At 74.2% G+C, this 17349-nt stretch carries 13 protein-coding genes and 1 pseudogene; 4 read left to right on the forward strand and 10 right to left on the reverse strand.

Annotation, left to right across the window (positions count from 1 at the left end; genetic code table 11):
- Window positions 1-13: 13 nt before the first annotated feature.
- The 4 genes from GBN72_RS05680 to GBN72_RS05695 all read right to left on the reverse strand — a co-directional run bounded on the left by GBN72_RS05680 (window position 14) and on the right by GBN72_RS05695 (window position 3874).
- A complete protein-coding gene (locus GBN72_RS05680) occupies window positions 14-802 on the reverse strand; it encodes an ABC transporter permease (RefSeq protein WP_151770473.1) in 789 nt (262 codons plus the stop codon).
- Entirely contained in the window at window positions 799-1572 is a 774-nt protein-coding gene (locus GBN72_RS05685) for an ABC transporter permease (RefSeq protein WP_151770474.1), read from the reverse strand. The genes GBN72_RS05680 and GBN72_RS05685 overlap by 4 nt, the downstream gene beginning before the upstream one ends.
- Window positions 1569-2534: an ABC transporter substrate-binding protein gene (locus GBN72_RS05690; RefSeq protein WP_151770475.1), complete on the reverse strand. Its 966-nt coding sequence runs from the start codon at window positions 2532-2534 to the stop codon at window positions 1569-1571. Before GBN72_RS05690 ends, GBN72_RS05685 begins: the two co-directional genes overlap by 4 nt.
- Window positions 2535-2881: 347 nt before the next feature.
- On the reverse strand, window positions 2882-3874 hold the full coding sequence (locus tag GBN72_RS05695) for a DUF2510 domain-containing protein (protein ID WP_151770476.1): 993 nt from the start codon (window positions 3872-3874) through the stop codon (window positions 2882-2884).
- A 213-nt stretch (window positions 3875-4087) separates the two neighbouring features.
- Between GBN72_RS05695 and GBN72_RS05700 the strand changes: the two are divergent.
- Window positions 4088-6776 (forward strand): annotated as a pseudogene (locus tag GBN72_RS05700) (ATP-binding protein).
- A gap of 279 nt (window positions 6777-7055) precedes the next feature.
- On the opposite strand, the gene pcaDC reads toward GBN72_RS05700, so the two are convergent.
- Genes pcaDC through pcaH form a run of 4 tightly spaced genes read right to left on the reverse strand, consistent with a single transcriptional unit; the run spans window position 7056 to window position 10916 of the window.
- Window positions 7056-8186, reverse strand: a complete 1131-nt coding sequence (gene pcaDC / locus GBN72_RS05705) for a bifunctional 3-oxoadipate enol-lactonase/4-carboxymuconolactone decarboxylase PcaDC (protein ID WP_164540396.1) — start codon at window positions 8184-8186, stop codon at window positions 7056-7058.
- Window positions 8183-9526 carry a 3-carboxy-cis,cis-muconate cycloisomerase gene (gene pcaB / locus GBN72_RS05710; RefSeq protein ID WP_151770477.1) on the reverse strand — a complete coding sequence of 448 codons (1344 nt, stop codon included), beginning with the start codon at window positions 9524-9526 and terminating at the stop codon, window positions 8183-8185. The genes pcaDC and pcaB overlap by 4 nt, the downstream gene beginning before the upstream one ends.
- A complete protein-coding gene (pcaG, locus tag GBN72_RS05715) occupies window positions 9523-10137 on the reverse strand; it encodes a protocatechuate 3,4-dioxygenase subunit alpha (RefSeq protein WP_164540398.1) in 615 nt (204 codons plus the stop codon). Before pcaG ends, pcaB begins: the two co-directional genes overlap by 4 nt.
- Before the next feature lie 5 nt (window positions 10138-10142).
- Entirely contained in the window at window positions 10143-10916 is a 774-nt protein-coding gene (gene pcaH / locus GBN72_RS05720) for a protocatechuate 3,4-dioxygenase subunit beta (protein ID WP_151770478.1), read from the reverse strand.
- 292 nt (window positions 10917-11208) lie between these two features.
- Between pcaH and GBN72_RS05725 the strand changes: the two genes are divergently transcribed.
- The gene (locus tag GBN72_RS05725) at window positions 11209-11652 is read left to right on the forward strand and encodes a MarR family winged helix-turn-helix transcriptional regulator (protein WP_151770479.1); all 444 of its coding nucleotides are present in this window, start codon (window positions 11209-11211) and stop codon (window positions 11650-11652) included.
- Between the two features lie 692 nt (window positions 11653-12344).
- On the forward strand, window positions 12345-13646 hold the full coding sequence (locus tag GBN72_RS05730) for a GDSL-type esterase/lipase family protein (protein ID WP_151770480.1): 1302 nt from the start codon (window positions 12345-12347) through the stop codon (window positions 13644-13646).
- Window positions 13647-13762: 116 nt separating this feature from the next.
- Here GBN72_RS05730 and GBN72_RS05735 read toward each other — a convergent pair whose 3' ends face one another.
- A complete protein-coding gene (locus tag GBN72_RS05735; RefSeq protein WP_246212269.1) occupies window positions 13763-14653 on the reverse strand; it encodes a DUF3048 domain-containing protein in 891 nt (296 codons plus the stop codon).
- A gap of 318 nt (window positions 14654-14971) precedes the next feature.
- Between GBN72_RS05735 and GBN72_RS05740 the strand changes: the two genes are divergently transcribed.
- Window positions 14972-16162 carry a zinc-dependent alcohol dehydrogenase gene (locus tag GBN72_RS05740; protein ID WP_151770481.1) on the forward strand — a complete coding sequence of 397 codons (1191 nt, stop codon included), beginning with the start codon at window positions 14972-14974 and terminating at the stop codon, window positions 16160-16162.
- A gap of 80 nt (window positions 16163-16242) precedes the next feature.
- On the opposite strand, the gene GBN72_RS05745 is transcribed toward GBN72_RS05740, so the two are convergent.
- On the reverse strand, window positions 16243-17310 hold the full coding sequence (locus tag GBN72_RS05745; RefSeq protein WP_151770482.1) for an ATP-dependent DNA ligase: 1068 nt from the start codon (window positions 17308-17310) through the stop codon (window positions 16243-16245).
- Window positions 17311-17349: the final 39 nt, after the last annotated feature.

The raw sequence follows: 17349 nt of genomic DNA on the forward strand, positions 1-17349 counted from the left end.
TTCACCGCACCGGTCACGGCGACCGCCGGGAGGAGTCCCGCAGCCCGTGGTACCAGGACAGCACCCGCCGCTCGACCAGCTGGAAGACGACGGAGAGAAGGAAACCGAGCAGGCCGAGGACCAGGATGCCGGTCCACATGCCGGGGATCGCGAACCCGCGCTGGAACTGGACGATGGCGAAACCCAGTCCGTTGCTCGCGGCGAACATCTCGCTGATCACCATCAGGATGATGCCGATCGACAGCGACTGCCTCAGGCCCGCGAAGATCTGCGGGCTCGCCGACGGCAGCACCAGGTGGCGCAGCCGGGCCGCGCCGCCGACGCCGTAGCAGCGGGCGGTCTCGGTCATCACCGGGTCCACCGCGCGCACCCCCTCGACCGTGTTGAGCAGGATGGGCCACACGCAGCCCACCGCGATCACCACGATCTTCATCCCGTCACCGATCCCGGCGAAGAGCATGATCACCGGCACCAGCACCGGCGGAGGCACCGCGCGCAGGAACTCCAGCACCGGCTCGCAGAAGGCGCGCACCGTGCGGTACGAGCCGATCAGGGTGCCCAGCGCCACGCCCACCACGGCGGCCAGCGCGTATCCGGACAGCAGCCGCCAGAGGCTGGGCAGCAGATCGGCCCGGATCCGCTCCCCGTCCCACACCTCGGGGAAGGCGGCCACGATGGTCTCCAGCGGCGGCCAGTACACGTCGGTGCTGCCGGCCGAGGCGAACCACCAGACCGTGAGCAGCACGGCCGGCAGCGCGACGACGAACAGCAGGCGCCGCAGGACGCGGAACGTCCCGTTCATACCGCCACCTCCCCGCGCACGGACTGGTGCCAGGACAGCGCACGGCGCTCGACCGTGCGCGCGCCCACATTGATCAGCAGGCCCAGCAGGCCGGTCACCACGATCAGCGCGTACATCTCCGGTACCGCCTGAGAGGTCTGGGCGACGGCGATCCGGGCGCCCAGGCCCGGCGCGCCGATGACGAGTTCGGCGGTGACCGAGAGGATCAGCGCCACCGCCGCGGCCAGCCGCACCCCGGTCATCACGTAGGGCAGCGCGGTGGGCCACAGCACGTACCGCACCCGGGCCAGGGTGCCCAGCCCGTAACTGCGGGCGGTCGCCTCGGCCACCGGGTCGACGTCCTGGACGCCGTAGAGGACCTGGATCAGGATCTGCCAGAAGGCGGCGTACACCACCAGCAGCAGCACCGACCGCAGTTCGGTCCCGTAGAGCAGCACGGCCAGCGGGATCAGGGCGACCGAGGGGATCGGGCGGAGGAACTCGACGGTCGAGGCGGTCGCCTCCCGCAGGTACGGCACCACCGACAGGAGGACGCCCGCCAGCAGCCCGCCGGCCACCGCCAGGGCCAGGCCGACGGCCCAGCCCGTCAGGGTGTCGCCGAGCGCGGTCCAGAAGGCGGGGTCCGAGACCTCCCGCGCGAGGGCGCCGGCGATCGTGCTCACCGGAGGGAAGTACGCCTCCTTGACGAGGCCGAGCCGCGGCACCGCCTCGCCGACGGCGAGGAAGACCGCGAGCCCGGCCGCGCCCAGGACAAGGTTCAGGTGCTTCACGGCAGCAGCGCGTCCAGGTCCGGGGTCTTGGTGTACAGCCCGTCCTTCTCGCCGAGGTCGCGGAGCGTCTCGATCGAGCCTCGGTCCACCTCGGCCGGCCACTTCGGCAGCGTCAGCTGCGGCAGCAGGTCGGCGGGGATCTTGGTGTAGGAGGTCAGGATCTCGCGCACCTCGTCGGGGTGGCCGTCCGCGTAGGCCAGCGCCTCCTTGGTGGCCGCCTCGAACTTCTCGACCACCTCCGGGTTCTGCTGCGCGTACTGCGCCGAGGTGAAGTACATGGCGACGGTCAGCCTGTCCGACACGTCGACGTAGGAGGAGGCCACCTCGACCGCGCCCTGGCTCTTCGCGGTGGTCAGCGCGGGCTCCACGGCCATGGCTCCGTCGATCTCGCCGGAGTCCAGTGCGGCCGGCATCTGGTCGAAGGCGATCTCGACGAACTTCACCTTGGACGGGTCGCCGCCCGCCTCGCGCACCGACTCGCGCACGGTGGTGTCGTTGATGTTCTTCAGCGTGTTGACCGCGACCTTCTTCCCCTCGAGGTCCTTGGCCGACGTGATGCCGCTGTCGCCCTTGACCACCAGCCCGCCGAAGTCCTTGCCCTTCTCGCCGGTGGTGGCGACACCGTTGACGACGGCCCGGACGGGCACGCCGTTGGACTGGGCGATCATCAGCGAGGCCATGTTGGAGAAGCCGAACTGGAACTGGTTGCTGACCACTCCGGGCACGATCGCGGCGCCGCCCTGGGCGGGGGTCATCTCCAGCTTCAGCCCGTGCTTGCCGAAGATGCCCTTCTCCTGGCCGAGGTAGAGGGGCGCGACGTCGACGATCGGGATGACGCCGACCTTGACGGTGGTGACACCGCCGGACGACGAGCTCTTGTCCGACGGGTCGTCGGACGAGCCACAGGCCGTCGCGGTGAGCAGGAGGGCGCCGGTGGCTATTCCGGCGAGCAGGCGACGCATGGCTACTCCTGTGCGGGAGAACGGGGAAGGGGAGGTGGGCGCGGAGCGGCGCGACCGGGTTCCGTCGCGCGGTGGGGGCACGCTTGCTGCGTGACGGTAGATCCCGCCACGGCCGAGGTCAATGGTTTGGCTGACGAAATTGTTGACACTTCGGGAAGGGGTCGGCCGGGGGTCCGCCCCACCCGGGAACACGGCTCCGGCGGCCGGGGGGTTCAGCCCCCTCCTCGCCTGTCGCGTCCGCCGCGCCGGCCGAGCCGTCCGCCCGCTCGCCCGCGGACGCCCGTGCACGCATGCGAAAAGGCCGGTTCCGCACCCCCTGGGGGCGGAACCGGCCTCCGTGCCGTCGCTCAGACCTCCTTGCCGGACCCCGGCGCGGCGCCCAGCTCGGACTTCTCGATGCCCTCGGTGATCTTCCCGATCACCGACAGGTCCTCGCCCTTGTCGATACCGAACCGGACCACGACCATCCGCTCCGGGTCGGCGGGCGAGGGGAACGCCAGGGACTCCACGATCCCGTCCGGTCCCTCCTCGGTCACCGCCGACCAGCGGACCCGGTAGCCCTTCTGCCCGGCCACCGTCACCGGACCGGCGTCCAGCTCCTTGTGCGAGGTGATGGAGCCGTACGTGTCCCCGCCGTAGGAGTCCTCCACGTTGGCGGCGATGTCCGCACGGGCCACCGCCTCGGCGGGACCGTGCAGCCCCAGACCTTCCGCCGCCAGCGAGTAGGCGCCGCCCGGCGTGCACTTCTCCGCCGGGTTGCCCGGGCACGGATACGTCTCGTCGACGCCGATCTGCGCCCCCGCCTCGTGCGCGGAACCCGTCCAGCCGTCGGGCAGCGGGAGGCTGATGCCGTTGGCCGGGTCCGCCACCGGCCCCTCGGTGATCTCCTCCGGGTTCTCCGGCGCGCCCTCCTCACCCGGCGCGCCGTCCTCCCCGGACCCGCCGCGTTCACCGGACGACGAGGCCCTGGCCGGGTCCTCGTCCGCGTTGCCCAGCACCAGCAGGGCCCCTGCCGTGCCACCGGCCACCAGTACGACCGCGGCGACGATCCCGGCGGCCAGCGCCCCGCGGCGGCGCTTGGGGGGCGGCGGCGCGCCGTAGGCCGGATACGCGGGGTACACCGGAGCGGCGGGGACCGTACCGACCAGGGTGGGCTGCGCGGCGATCGCCTGGGGCGAGGAGCCGGCCACGGGCGATGCGGGCGGCCCTGGCGGCACGGGGGCGCCCGCGGGCAGCGTGTGCTGCGTCCACGCGCCGCCGTCCCACCAGCGCACACCGATGGGACCGTCACTCGTATGCCCGGGGTCCGGGTACCACCCGGGAGGAATAGCCTGCGTCATGCGTCAAAGGTATGGGGCAACCGTGAAGAACCGGCGAGAGGGTCGGCGAACCGGCGGTCCGTCCCCCAACACCCGCCTTGCGCAACGGTGTTGTGCGTGCGCGTGGAGCGGACCGTCTGGCGACACGTCGTGCGGGTCGGGCCGCGCGGCGGCCCGCGGCGGGCTAGGCTCGGACGGCGGACGTGGTCCGGGTGGCCTGGGGAGGGAACGGCGATGACGGAGGAACGGCCCGGGATGCGTGCCGACGGTTCGGCCCTGCTCTGGGAGCGTGACGAGGAGGTCGCCGCCATCGAGCGGGCCGTCGAGACCCTGTGCACCGGGCGCGCCCCCGCCGGCCGGCTCCTGGTCCTGCGGGGCGAGGCCGGACTCGGCAAGACGGCGCTGCTGACCGAGGCCCACCGGATCGCCGAACTCCGCGGCTGCACCGTGTGGTCGGCGCGCGGCGGGGAGACCCTGCGCTCGGTGCCGTACAACGTGGTGCGCCAGCTCCTGCAGCCCGCGCTGCTGGCCCTCCTGCCCGAGGAGGCCCGCGAGTACCTCGGCGACTGGTACGACATCACCGGCCCGGCCCTCGGCATCGCCCCGCCCGGCGGCGGGCAGCCCGACCCGGGCTCGGTCTGCGACGGCCTGGTCGCCGTCGTCCGGCGGCTCGCGCGCCGCGAGTACCCGCTGGTCCTGCTGGTCGACGACGCCCACTGGGCCGACCTGGAGACCCTGCGCTGGCTCACCGAGCTGTGCGCCCGCCTGGAGGACACCTCCGTCCTGGTGCTCGTCGCCTGCCGTACCGGCGAACTCAGCGAGGAACGCGCCGGATACCTCGACCGGATCGTCGAGGCCGCCGGACCGGTCTCCTCACTGCGGTCGCTCACCCCGCAGGCCACCGCCGGACTCACCCGCGCCACCGTCGGCGAGCACGCGGACGACCCGTTCTGCCGCGAGGTGTGGGCGGTCACCGGCGGCAACCCGTACGAGACGGTGGAACTCCTCGCCAAGGTCCGCGACGCGGAGATCGAGCCCCTGGAGCCGTCCGCCCACGAACTGCGCGACCTCAACCGCTCCGCCCGCGGCGGCGGCCTCGTCTCCCGCCTCGACAAACTCGGCATCGAGGCCACCCGGTTCGCTTGGGCCGCGGCCATCCTCGGCACCGGCATCACCGTCGACCTGGTCGCCAGACTCGCCACCCTCCAGCCGACGGCGGCGGAACGCTGCGCCGGCATCCTCTGCGAGGCCCGCATCCTCACCACCCCCGACCCGCTCAACCAGCAGGCCGCGGACGGCGAGCTGGAGTTCACCCATCCGCTGATCGAGTCCGCGGTCTACAACTCGATACCCGACAGCCTGCGCACCGCCATGCACGGCATCGCCGCCCAGGTCGTCACCGACTCCGGCCGGGGAGCGGCGGCCGCCTCCCGGCATCTGCTGCAGGTCCATCCCGACGACGACGAGGAAGTGGTCGAGCAGCTGCGGGAGGCCGCCCGCGCCCACCTCGCCGTCGGCGCCCCCGCCGCCGCCCGGGCCTGCCTGGAACGCGCCCTCAAGGAGCCGCCGAGCGCCGAGTCCCACCCCAGGGTCCTCTACGAACTCGGCTGCGCCACGCTGCTCACCGCGCCCGCCGTCACCATCGGCCACCTGCGCAGCGCCCTCGCGCTGCCGGGCCTGGACGTCGCCGAGCGGGTCGACGCGGTGGTCCGGCTCTCCCAGGCGCTGCTCCACAACGACCAGGCCGCCGAGGCGATCCGCACCGTGACGGCCGAGGCGTCCCGCCACGAACACGGCCCCGCGCGGCTGCGCCTGCAGGCCTGCCGGTTCCTCTGGCAGAGCATCCACGCCGCCGGAGCCGACTCGCCCGGCCGCTCCCGGCACCTGGCCGACCTGGCCGCCGCCTGCACCGGGCGTGACGACTCCGAGCGCGCGCTGCTGATCGTGCACGGGTTCGACGTGCTGATGCGCGGCGGCGACGCCGACGAGGTCGTGGCCATCTGCGACCGCGCCCTGGTCAACGGCCGGCTCGCCCCCGGACTGGGCTGGACCGACAGCGGGTGGGGCTTCGAACTGCCGCTGATGATCGCCTCCATCTACGCCTACACCGACCGTCTCGACAGGGCCGAGGCGCTGTTCTCCGAGGCGGTCCGCGAGTTACGAGACGGCCGGCTGGAGCGGCGGCCACGTCTCGCTCTCCTACGGCTACCTGGGCCTCGCCCTGCGCCGCCGGGGCCGCCTGCGGGAGGCGGAGTCGACGCTGCGCGAGTCCCTGCGGCTCGCCGACCGGGTGGGCCACCGGCTGCCGCTGCACTGGACCGCGTTCTGCAACCTCGTCGACACCCTGATCGCGCGCGGCCATCCGGACGAGGCGATGGAGGTCGCCGAGCGGTACCAGTTCGGGGCGCCCTACCCGTCGACGATCCTGCTGCCCGACGCCCGGTCGGTGCGCGGGCGGCTGCTGCTGGCGGTGGGGCGCACCGAGGAGGGCATCGAGGAACTGGAGGCGGCGGGCCGGACCGCGGCCGAACGGGGCCACCGCAACCACCTGGTGGCGCCCTGGGCGGCCGACCTGGCGCGGGCGCTCGCCGACCGCGATCCCGACCGGGCCCGTGAACTCGCGGCGACGGTACGGGCCGGGGCGGAGAGGTCGGGCACCTGGACGGCGATCGGCGAGGCGCTGCGGTGCGAGGCCGCCCTCGCGCCGAGGCACCTGGCGGTGGAGTTGGCGGGGCGGGCGGCGAAGCTGCTCGAGGAGTCGCCGTGCCAGTACGAGCACGCCGCGGCGAGGGTGGAGTACGGCGAACTGGCGGGATCCGTGGCGGAACTGCGCCGGGGTCTGGCGCTGGCGGAGTCCTGCGGCGCCGACGCGGTGGCCGCACACGCGCGCAACGCGCTGCGGGCCCTGGGCGCGGACGCCTGACGCCGGGGGCCCCGCGGTCCCCTCGGCCGCGGGACGCCGCGCGCCCGCTGCCCGCCCGCCCGCTGTCCGCCCGCAGCGCGTCGCGCGGCTTCGCCGCCCGGCACGCGCCCCGCGGCGGCCGCCCGCCGCCGCGCCGTCCCGGCCGTCCCGGCGGGGTCGGGGGTGGTGGAGCGGACCGCTCACCGCACGGCGGCCCGGCCGCCCGCGGGTCGGCGGGCGGCCGGTCGGCGGGGGAGGGCGGTCGGCGGGGGAGGGCGGCGCCAGGCCACCGCCGGAGTGTCAGACGGCGTCGTCCTCCGCGAGGACGCGCTGGGCCACGGCGAAGGCGGAGTTGGCGGCCGGAACCCCCAGGTACACCCCGGCCTGCAGCAGCACCGCGCCGATCTCGTCGGCGGAGAGCCCGTTGCGCCGCGCCGCCCGGACGTGCATGGCCAGCTCGTCCAGGTGACCGTGCGCCACCAGCGCGGTCAGCGTCACCATCGACCGCTCGCGCCGCGTGAGGGTGGTGTCGGTCCAGATCTCGCCCCAGGCGTAGCGCGAGATGAAGTCCTGGAACCGCGCGGTGAACGGCGTCTGCCGCGCCATCGCCCGGTCCACGTGGGCGTCCCCCAGCACCTGGCGCCGCACCGCGACGCCCCGCCGGGCGAACCCGTCGAAGTGCCCGCGCAGCGCCGCGAGTACCGCCTCGGGCCGCTCCGCCGGGGCGAGGTGCGAGGCCCCGGGGACCTCGGTCAGCGAAGACCCCGGCACCGCGTCCGCGATCTCCCGCAGGTGCGCCGGCGGCGTCGCCGGGTCCTCGCGCCCCGCGATCAGCAGCGTCGGCACCCGGACGGAGCCCAGCTGCTCGCGCACGTCGAAGGCGGCCAGCGCGTCGCAGCAGGCGGCGTACGACGCGGGGTCGGCCTCGCGGTGGTCCTCGACCAGCCGGTCCACCGTGAAGCCGGGCGTGAACCAGCGGGCGTCCGCCGAGCCGGCCAGTTCCGCCATCGCGGCACGGCCCCCGGAACGGACCGCGGCAGCCCGCTCCTCCCACGGCCGGGCGCCGTTGAAGTGCGACGAGGAGCAGATCACGGCCAGCGAGGAGAGGCGCTCCGGGTGGTGGACCGCCAGGTGCAGACCGACCGCGCCGCCCAGCGACACCCCCGCGTAGGAGAACCGCTCCACGCCCAGGTCGTCGGCGAGGTCCAGCACCAGCGCGGCCAGGTCGTCGACGGTGGCGCCGGGACCGATGAGCCCGGCCGGGGAGCCGCCGTGCCCCGGCAGGTCCCAGCGGATCACCCGGTGGCTCGCGGCGAGTTCCGGAGCGACCGCGTCCCACAGGGCCAGCGAGGTGCCCAGCGAGGGACCCAGCAGCAGCGGCTCGGCCGAAGAGGGGCCCTCAGCACGGTAGTACGGCAACTTCTTCGTCAACGTCGCTCCAGAGCACGGTCGGTGAGTGTGGCGGCGGAGCCCGTGTACTCGGCCGGATCGGTCAGGGACGCCAGGTCGACGTCCCGCAACTCCGGTTGCTCGCGGAGGACATCCACCAACGGCAGCCCTTCCGCGTAGGCCCGCCGGGCGGCTTCGGTGAGGAGTTCCTTGGCCCGGGCCCGGCCCAGCACCGGCGCCAGCGCGACCGAGAGGCGCTCCGAGACGATCAGGCCGTGGGTGACACCCAGGTGGTCCCGCATCGCGGAGGCGTCCACCCGCAGCCCCTCGGCGAGGTCCGCGGCCTGGTGCGCGGCCGCACCGGCCAGCCGCAGCAGGTCGCGCAGCGGCTCCCACTCGGCGTGCCAGGCACCGGCCGGACGCTCGTCCTCCGCGACCAGGCAGCCGAACAAGGAAGCCGCCAGCTGCGGGGCACGGCGGGCCGCGGCGGCGATCAGCGTGGAGCGCACCGGGTTCGCCTTGTGCGGCATGGCGGACGAACCACCGCCGCTCGGCTCGGCGAGCTCCGCGATCTCGGTGCGGGCCAGCGTCAGCACGTCGGCGGCGAGCTTGCCCAGCGCGCCGGTGGTGAGCGCCAGCGCACCGGCCAGGTCGGCGACCGGGGTCCGCAGGGTGTGCCAGGGCAGCGGCGGCTCCGCGAGCCCCAGCTCCCGGGCGTAGGCGGCGGCCAGCGCCGGCGGGTCGTCCGCGCCGTAGGCGCCGAACGCCGCCAGGGTGCCCGCCGCGCCGCCCAGCTGGGCGGGCAGCGCGGCGCGGACGGCGCGCAGCCGGTCCCGCGCGTCCAGCACGAGCGAGCGCCACCCGGCGGCCTTCAGCCCGAAGGTGGTGGGCACCGCGTGCTGGGAGAGGGTCCGGCCCGGCATCGGCGTCGCGCGGTGCGCGGCGGCCAGCCGGGCCAGCGCGCCCTCCGTGCGGTCCAGGTCCGCCAGGACCAGGTCCAGGGCGCGGGCGGCCACCAGCATGGTGGCGGTGTCCATGATGTCCTGGCTGGTGGCGCCCCGGTGGACGTAGGGCCCGTACGTCCCGCCGACCGCCGCCGTGAGGTCGGCGACCAGCGGGATCACCGGGTTGCCGCCGCCGGCCGCCCGCCGGGCGAGCGCGTGGACGTCGAACCGGTCCGGCACGGCCGCCGCGGTCACCGCCTCGGCGGCCTCGGCAGGTGCCAGGCCCAGGGCCGCCTGGGCGCGGGTCAGCGCCGCCTCGGCCTCCAGCAGCGCCGCCAGGAAGGCGGCGTCGCCGGTGGCCCCGGCGGCGGGGGAGCCCGCCTGCCCGGGGGAGAGCAGGCCGGCCTCGGACGGTGCGGGGTGGGACAGAGCTGTCACTGGTACTCCAGGAAGACCGTTTCGTTCTCGCCCTGCAGGCGGATGTCGAAACGGTACGTCGCCGGCGCCTGCTCCTCGGCGACCAGCGTGGAGCGCCGGCCCTCCTCGACCTGCGAGAGCACGGGGTCGGCGGCCAGCGCGGCGTCGTCGCCCGGCAGGTAGATCCGGGTGAACAGGTGCATCAGCAGGCCGCGGGCGAACACGCACACCGCGAGGTACGGGGCGCCGCCGCCGCGCGCGCCGGGGCGCAGCGTGCGCGCCACCCAGTGCCCGTCGGCGTCCGTCTGGATCCGGCCCCAGCCGGTGAACTCCAGCCCGTTGCGTCCGACGAACCCGCCCGAGGCCGGGTCGCGGCGCATCGAGCCGGTCGCCGTCGGCACCGAGCCGTCCGGCGCCGCGCCCCACAGCTCGACCAGGGCGTCCGGCAGCGGGTTGCCCTCGCCGTCGTAGACGTGACCGTGCACCGTGACGGTGTCCGGGTGGCCGACGGGGGCGATGTTCCCGCCGTCGGGAATGGGCAGCGCGTAGCCGTAGAAGGGGCCGACGGTCTGGGAGGGCGTCGGGAGCACGGCTTCGGCGCCGTGGGTGTCGGTGGTGGCGATGTCGGTCATGGCGGTCAGCGTCCTTCTTCCATCCACGTGGCGCTCGGGCCGTCGAGCACGATGTCCCAGCGGTAGCCGAGGGAGAACTCGGGCACCGAGAGGTTGTGGTCGTAGGCGGCGACCAGCCGGTCCCGGGCGGCCTGGTCGGTGACCGCGTGCAGGATCGGGTCGTAGGGGAACAGCGGGTCGTTCGGGAAGTACATCTGGGTGACCAGACGCTGGGTGAACGACCGGCCGAACACCGAGAAATGGATGTGCGCGGGCCGCCAGGCGTTGGTGTGGTTGCGCCACGGGTAGGGGCCCGGCTGGATCGTGGTGAACCGGTAGAACCCGTGGTCGTCGGTGAGGGTGCGGCCCGCGCCGGTGAAGTTCGGGTCCAGCGGTGCGTCGTGCTGCTCGCGCTGATGGGCGTACCGGCCGGCGGAGTTCGCCTGCCAGATCTCGACCAGCTGGCCGCGGACGGGGCGGCCCTCGCGGTCGAGCAGACGTCCCTCGACGGTGATGCGTTCGCCGACCGGCTCGCCGCGGTGCTGGCGGGTCAGGTCGTTGTCGAGCTCCGTGATGTCGCGCTCGCCCCAGGCGGGGGAGGAGAGCTCCACCAGCTCGGGGTCCTTGGTGACGTCGATGCCGACCGGGGGACGCTTGGGGTGGCGCAGCACCGAGGAGCGGTACGGGGCGTAACCGCGGTCCGGGTGGTGCTCCACCGGAGCGCCGCCGGCGACGCGCTGCTCGTAGGCGTCGCGCTCGGCGGCGATCTCCTTGTCGATGTCGTGCTGGGTGAGGGCCATGGTGGCGGCGACTCTCCTTCGTTCGGACGGACACGGGCCGAAGAGGCCGGCACACCCCTTCGGACCGCATCCGCCACAGCCACAACCCCGACCGGGTCATTTAGTCAGGGCACTGACTATTTCGGCGGGGCGGAGCACACGCTTTCACCGTTCCCGGCGAGAGGTCAAGATCTCGGCCTCGATTCAGGGAAGATGTGGTTGTGGTGCGGCTTCGTGAGGGAGGCGACAGGAGGTCGCCCAGCGACTATTGTTCCGTACACCAACGAAAACCGACCGGTCCTCGGGAGAGCGCATGGCCGCGGTGGATCTCACCACCCATCCCGGGCATCTCGCCCGACGGCTGCAGCAGGCCCACACCCTGCTCTGGAACGCGATGGTGTCCGAGGAGATCACCTCGCCGCAGTACGCGGTGATGAACGCGGTGACGGCGGAGCCCGGCCTCGACCAGCGCACGGTGGGGGAGCGGGTCTCCCTCGACCGCTCCACGGTCGCCGAGGTGGTGGGGCGCCTCATCCGCCGCGAGCTGCTGGACAAGGTGCGCGACCCGCAGGACGGTCGCCGGTACCTGCTGCGCCTCACCGAGGAGGGTGCCCGCACCCACCGGCGGCTCACGGTCCGGGCCGCACGGATGAACCAGGTGCTGCTCGCCCCGCTCGGCACGGAGGAGCAGGACCTCTTCGTCGACCTCATCCGGCGGGTCTCCGAGGCCGCCGAGACGCTCCGCCGGCCGGTCTAGGCTCCGGCGCGCTGCCCCGGAGCGCCGCGGCGCCGCCGTGGGGTGGCGCCACCCTCGCGCGTGCCCGCCGCCCTCGCGGGTGCCCGCCACCCTCGCGCATGCCCGCCGGTGCCGCCGGCCCGCCGCCCTCGCGCGGGCCGGCCGGTGCCGCCGGCCCGCCGCCCCTGCGTTCGGCCCGCCATGTGACGCCGCGTCGGGCCCTGCGCCGACCCGCCTTCCCGCCCCCGCCGCCTGACGGCCCGCCCGGCCTCCGCCGTCAGGGTCGCGACCGTCCGGGGTCCCGGCCCCGTCGACCGCGGGGCGAATCGGATCGTCCCGTGCGCCGACATGTTTCGAGCGGCCGGCGCGGGTCGGGGCGAGCCACGCCCTCCGCATCTGACGCCTCGCCGCCCGGGAAGGGCGCGGCCCCGAGGGTGCTCTCCGCGACCGGTTCCGGATTTCCGGTGACGAGTCAAGGGCCAATCGTGTCCACAGTGTTGACGCGTGGGGCCGCGCTCCGTAGCTTGCCTCGCGGAAACTTTCGCGTAATTCTCGAAAGTTTCGAATCGGGCGTCCCGTGTCGCTCCGGCACACGACGACACGGGGCGCGGAGCAGCGCATCGTGAGGGAGCCTCATGTCGTCGTCGACGTCGTTTCGCGAAAGATGCAGCCGGGTGGCAGCCCGGCTCAGGCTCCGGGATCGCGCCGGGGCCATGCTCAGGACCGCGGCGGTGGCCTCGGTCGCCGTCGTGGTGACCGTCACCGCCACCGCCACCGGCGCCCCGGGCGGCAGCACGACCCAGGGCCGCGAACCCGGGATCGGCCCCGGCGGCGCCCACTGGGTGGACACCTGGGTGTCCATGCCGCAGCTCACCGAACCCCACAACATGCCGCCCGCGCCCTACACGGACGGCGAGTCGGTCCTGGCCGACAGCACCCTGCGGCAGACCATCCGCACCACCGTCGCGGGGGAGAAGCTGCGGCTGCGCTTCTCCAACGCCTTCGGCGGGGCCGAACTCCCCCTCACCCGCGTCTCCGTGGCCCTCCCGGCCGGCGGCGCGGCGGGCGTCGCCGCGATCGAGCCCGGCTCCGCCCGGCAGGTCACCTTCGGCGGACGCACCTCGACCGTGGTGCCGATGGGCGCCCAGGTGGTCTCCGACCCGCTGCGGATGAAGGTGCCGGCCGGAACCAACCTGACCGTGACGGTCTACCTCGCCGAGGGCCAGGCGTCCTCGTCGGTGACCTCGCACCCCGGTTCCCGCACCTCCTCGTACCTGGCCAAGGGCGACCACGCCACCGCCGCCGACCTGCCCGACGCCACGCGTACCGACCACTGGTACTTCCTCAGCGGCGCGGAGACCTGGTCCGAGGACCCGCGCTCCGCCGGCCTCGTGGTGATCGGCGACTCCCTGAGCGACGGCCGGGGCTCCACCACCAACGGCAACGACCGCTGGACCGACCAGCTCCACCAGCGCCTGCTCCGCTCGCCCTCCACCGCCCACGTGGCCGTCCTCAACCAGGCGGCGGGCGGCAACCGGGTGCTGCACGACGGGCTCGGCCCCAACGTGCTCGCCCGCCTCGACCGCGACGTGCTGGTGCGCAGCGGAGCCCGCTGGGCGCTGGTCTTCGAGGGCGTCAACGACCTGGGCACCGCCGAGGCCACCGCGTCGGCCCAGGAGGCCACCGCCGACGACCTGATCGCCGCCTACCGGCAGATCGTCGACCGTTCCCACGCCGCGGGGATCGCCGTCTACGGCGCCACCCTCACGCCGTTCGGCGGCAACGACATGTACGACGACCCGGACGGCCACCGCGAAGCGGCGCGCAAGCGGGTCAACGACTGGATCCGCCACAGCGGCGTGTTCGACGCGGTGGTCGACTTCGACCGCGCCGTCCGCGACCCGAAGGCGCCCACCACGCTGCTCCCCGCCTACGACACCGGCGACCACCTCCACCTCAACCCGGTGGGCTACGGCGCGCTGGCCGACGCGGTCCCGGCGCGCCTGCTGCGATGACCGCGGTGAGCGGTCGGTGAGCGGTCGGTGAGCGTGCGCGCAGCGTGACCGCGCCTGCGACGCGGGGCGTCGGCGGCGGACGGCAACGTCCGCCGCCGACGCGCGTCACCGGCGCCTCACCGCGCGGCCAGCACCACCCACACCTGGCCGTCGGCCAGGTTCACCGGCGCGCCGCCCTCGGTGGTGAAGCGGGTGCCGTCGGCCGCGGTGGCGCGCTGCCAGCGCACCGGCCACACCTTGCCGTCGCGCAGCAGGTCCGCCGTGCCGGTGCCCACGGTCTCGCTGAAGGGCGTCCTGTTGCCGCCGCGGTCCTCGAAGCCCGACTCCCGCACCGTCACGTACTGCACCAGCACGGTCGGCGGGGCGAGCTGCCTGCCGCCGTCGGTGGTGGGGCGGCCGTCGGTCTCCAGCAGCCACCCGCCCCGCTCCGCGGACCAGGTGAAGGTGAACCGCGCGGAGGGGAAACGCACCGTGCGTTCCGGCTCCGGTTCGCCGCCGGACGGCGCCGGGCCCTCGCGGAAGCCGGCCGCGGTCAGCGCCTCCCGGCCGGCCGGTCCGTCCACCAGGCGCCCCGGCCGCAGGTACAGGTTGTGCGGCGCCGGGCGGTCGTCGGAGCGGTACCAGGCCTCCGGCCGGTTGCCGGGGGACTCCGCGCGCAGCGGCGCCGCCTCGATGAGCGGGCGCAGCCGGCTCTGCGAGCCCGAGTAGGCGAGCACCGGCTCGTCGAACTGCCGCAGCAGCCGCAGATCGGTCTCCCGGGCGCTGCGCACCGGACCCACCGCCGGGGGCAGGCGGGTGGCGTACAGCGCCATCAGCCTGCTGAGGCCGGCCTCCACCTGCTCCGCGTACACCACGTCCGCCTGGGCCAGCCCGGTCTGGGGGCGGGCCGGGGTTACGTTGTCGACCTTGACGGCGAGGACGCCGGAGGGCGCCTGATCGGCATCGCCGCTGCGGTCCGGTGAGGGGTTCCCGGTGCACCCCACGGCCAGCGCGAGAGCGGCGATCACCGCCGTGAGCGCCGCTCTCGTTTCTGCCCGGCGCGTCGGGCGCGTCCTGCGCGTCCGGCTCCGGCTCGCTGGGCCGGGGCCGGGGCCGGAGCCGGTCGAGCCGTTCGGTCTGTCGCACAGCCCCATGCCCACCGCCGCCGATCGTCGGTTCATGTGTCGTCGGTCCATGTGCCAAGTACCGGTCCGTTCTGCTCTACCCCTTTCCGCCCCCCACCGCACCCAGGACGGACGAACCGTGTCGGTTCGGCCGGTTTCGTGTAGGCCGTCCGGGTACCCGTCGCACGGACGAGAGCATGCGGAAGCAGGGAGTCCGACGCGATGAAAGCAGTGACCTGGCAGGGCAAGCGGGATGTCCGGGTGGAGACCGTGCCCGATCCGAGGATCGAGCAACCCACCGACGCGATCGTCCGGATCACCTCCTCCGGACTGTGCGGCTCCGACCTCCACCTCTACGAGGTCCTCACCCCCTTCATGACCCCCGGCGACATCCTCGGCCACGAACCCATGGGCATCGTCGAGGAGGTGGGGCCCGAGGTGCCGGGTCTGACGCCCGGGGACCGCGTGGTGGTGCCCTTCCAGATCTCCTGCGGCAGTTGCTGGATGTGCGGCCAGGGCCTCTACACCCAGTGCGAGACCACGCAGGTGACCGGCGAGGGCATGGGCGCCCAGCTGTTCGGCTACACCCGCCTCTACGGAGCGGTACCCGGCGGTCAGGCCGAGTACCTGCGGGTTCCGCAGGCCCACTTCGGACCGATCAAGGTGCCCGAGGGCCCGGCGGACGACCGGTTCGTCTACCTCTCCGACGTCCTGCCCACCGCCTGGCAGGCCGTCGAGTACGCCTCCGTCCCGCGGGGCGGAACCCTCGCCGTCCTCGGCCTCGGCCCGATCGGCGACATGGCCTGCCGGATAGCCCTCCACCGTGGCGCGGAGCGGGTCATCGGCGTCGACCTGGTCGGCGACCGGCTGCGCCGGGCCCGCGACCGCGGCGTGGAGACCTTCGACCTGCGCGACTTCGGCAGCGAGAAGGAACTGGTCGCCGCCGTACAGGACGTCACCGGCGGACGCGGCCCGGACTCGGTGATCGACGCGGTCGGCACCGAGGCGCACGGCAGCGCCGTGGCCCGGCTCGCCCAGAACGCCACCGCCCTGCTGCCCAACAAGATCAGCGGACCCCTCGCCGAACGGTTCAGCATCGACCGGCTGGCCGCCCTGTACACGGCCATCGAGATGGTGCGGCGCGGCGGCACCATCTCCCTCTCCGGCGTCTACGGCGGCATGGCCGACCCGATGCCCATGCTCACCCTGTTCGACAAGCAGATCCAGCTGCGGATGGGCCAGGCCAACGTGCGGCGGTGGACCGACGAGATCCTGCCCCTGCTCACCGACGCGGACCCGCTCGGCGTGGACGACTTCGCCACCCACCATGTGCCGCTCGCCGAGGCCCCCGAGGCGTACGACATGTTCCAGAAGAAGCGCGACGGCGCCGTCAAGGTCGTCATGAATCCCTGAGCGGCACCGAGCAGCCCCGAGCGCCCCCGGGCAGCCCCGACCATCCTTGAGCGACCGGAACCGCTGACGGGGACTCACCCTCACTCCAGGCCCAGGACCTCACCGAGGTCGTACCGTACCGGCTCCTCCAGCTGCGCGAAGGTGCAGCTCCGCGGGGCGCGGTCCGGCCGCCGGCGGCGGAAGCGCGCCGTGTGCCGGAACCGCGCCCCGTTCTCCATGTGGTCGTAGGCCACCTCGGCCACCAGCTCCGGCCGCAACGGCACCCACGACAGGTCCTTCTTCCCCGACCAGCGGCTCGGCGCCCCCGGCAGCCGGGCCGACTCGTGCGCCGCCGCCTCGCCCCACGCCGCCCAGGGATGCCCCGACACGTCGTCCAGCCGCAGTGGCTCCAACTCCTCCACCAGCTCCGCCCGCCGCTTCATGGTGAACGCGGCGCACACCCCCACGTGCTGGAGCACCCCTTGGCCGTCGTACAGGCCCAGCAGCAGCGAGCCCACCACGGGACCGCTCTTGTGCAGGCGGTAGCCGGCCACCACCACGTCCGCGGTCCGCTCGTGCTTGATCTTGAACATGGCCCGCTCGTCCTGCCGGTACCGCGAGTCCGGCGGCTTGGCGACCACCCCGTCCAGCCCCGCACCCTCGAACTGCTCGAACCACCGCCGCGCCACCTCGATGTCCCCGGTCGCCGGCGCCAGGTGGACCGGTGGCTCCACGCCGTCCAGCATCCGCTCCAGCGACGCCCGGCGCTCCGTCAGCGGACGCCCCGTCAGCGTCTCGTCGCCGAGTGCCAGCAGGTCGAAGGCGACGAACGACGCCGGGGTGCGCCCGGCCAGCATGCGCACCCGGGACTCCGCGGGATGGATGCGCTCGGTCAGCGCGTCGAAGTCCAGCCGCCCCGCCCGGGCGATCACGATCTCCCCGTCCACCACGCACCGGTCCGGCAGCCGGTCCCGCAGCGCCGCCACCAGCTCCGGGAAGTAACGCGTCAGCGGCTTGGTGGTGCGACTGCCCAGTTCCAGCTCCTCGCCGTCGCGGAACACGATCGCGCGGAAGCCGTCCCACTTGGCCTCGTAGTGCATCCCCTCGGGGATCTTCGCCACCGACTTGGCGAGCATCGGCTTCACGGGCGGCATCACCGGCAGGTCCATGGGCCGATTCTGCGTGTGCGCGCCGCCCGGGGCACGCCT

Origin of the sequence: Streptomyces abyssomicinicus (assembly GCF_008974245.1) — a bacterium.
In the GTDB taxonomy this organism is placed as follows: Bacteria; Actinomycetota; Actinomycetes; order Streptomycetales; family Streptomycetaceae; genus Streptomyces; species Streptomyces abyssomicinicus.

Coding starts and splice junctions, on each gene's coding strand:
- GBN72_RS05680 (WP_151770473.1), bottom strand. CDS start 802: ATGAACGGGACGTTCCGCGTCCTGCGGCGCCTGCTGTTCGTCGTCGCG.
- GBN72_RS05690 (WP_151770475.1), bottom strand. CDS start 2,534: ATGCGTCGCCTGCTCGCCGGAATAGCCACCGGCGCCCTCCTGCTCACC.
- GBN72_RS05695 (WP_151770476.1), bottom strand. CDS start 3,874: ATGACGCAGGCTATTCCTCCCGGGTGGTACCCGGACCCCGGGCATACG.
- pcaG (WP_164540398.1), bottom strand. CDS start 10,137: ATGACCGACATCGCCACCACCGACACCCACGGCGCCGAAGCCGTGCTC.
- pcaH (WP_151770478.1), bottom strand. CDS start 10,916: ATGGCCCTCACCCAGCACGACATCGACAAGGAGATCGCCGCCGAGCGC.
- GBN72_RS05725 (WP_151770479.1), top strand. CDS start 11,209: ATGGCCGCGGTGGATCTCACCACCCATCCCGGGCATCTCGCCCGACGG.
- GBN72_RS05730 (WP_151770480.1), top strand. CDS start 12,345: ATGCTCAGGACCGCGGCGGTGGCCTCGGTCGCCGTCGTGGTGACCGTC.
- GBN72_RS05740 (WP_151770481.1), top strand. CDS start 14,972: ATGAAAGCAGTGACCTGGCAGGGCAAGCGGGATGTCCGGGTGGAGACC.
- GBN72_RS05745 (WP_151770482.1), bottom strand. CDS start 17,310: ATGGACCTGCCGGTGATGCCGCCCGTGAAGCCGATGCTCGCCAAGTCG.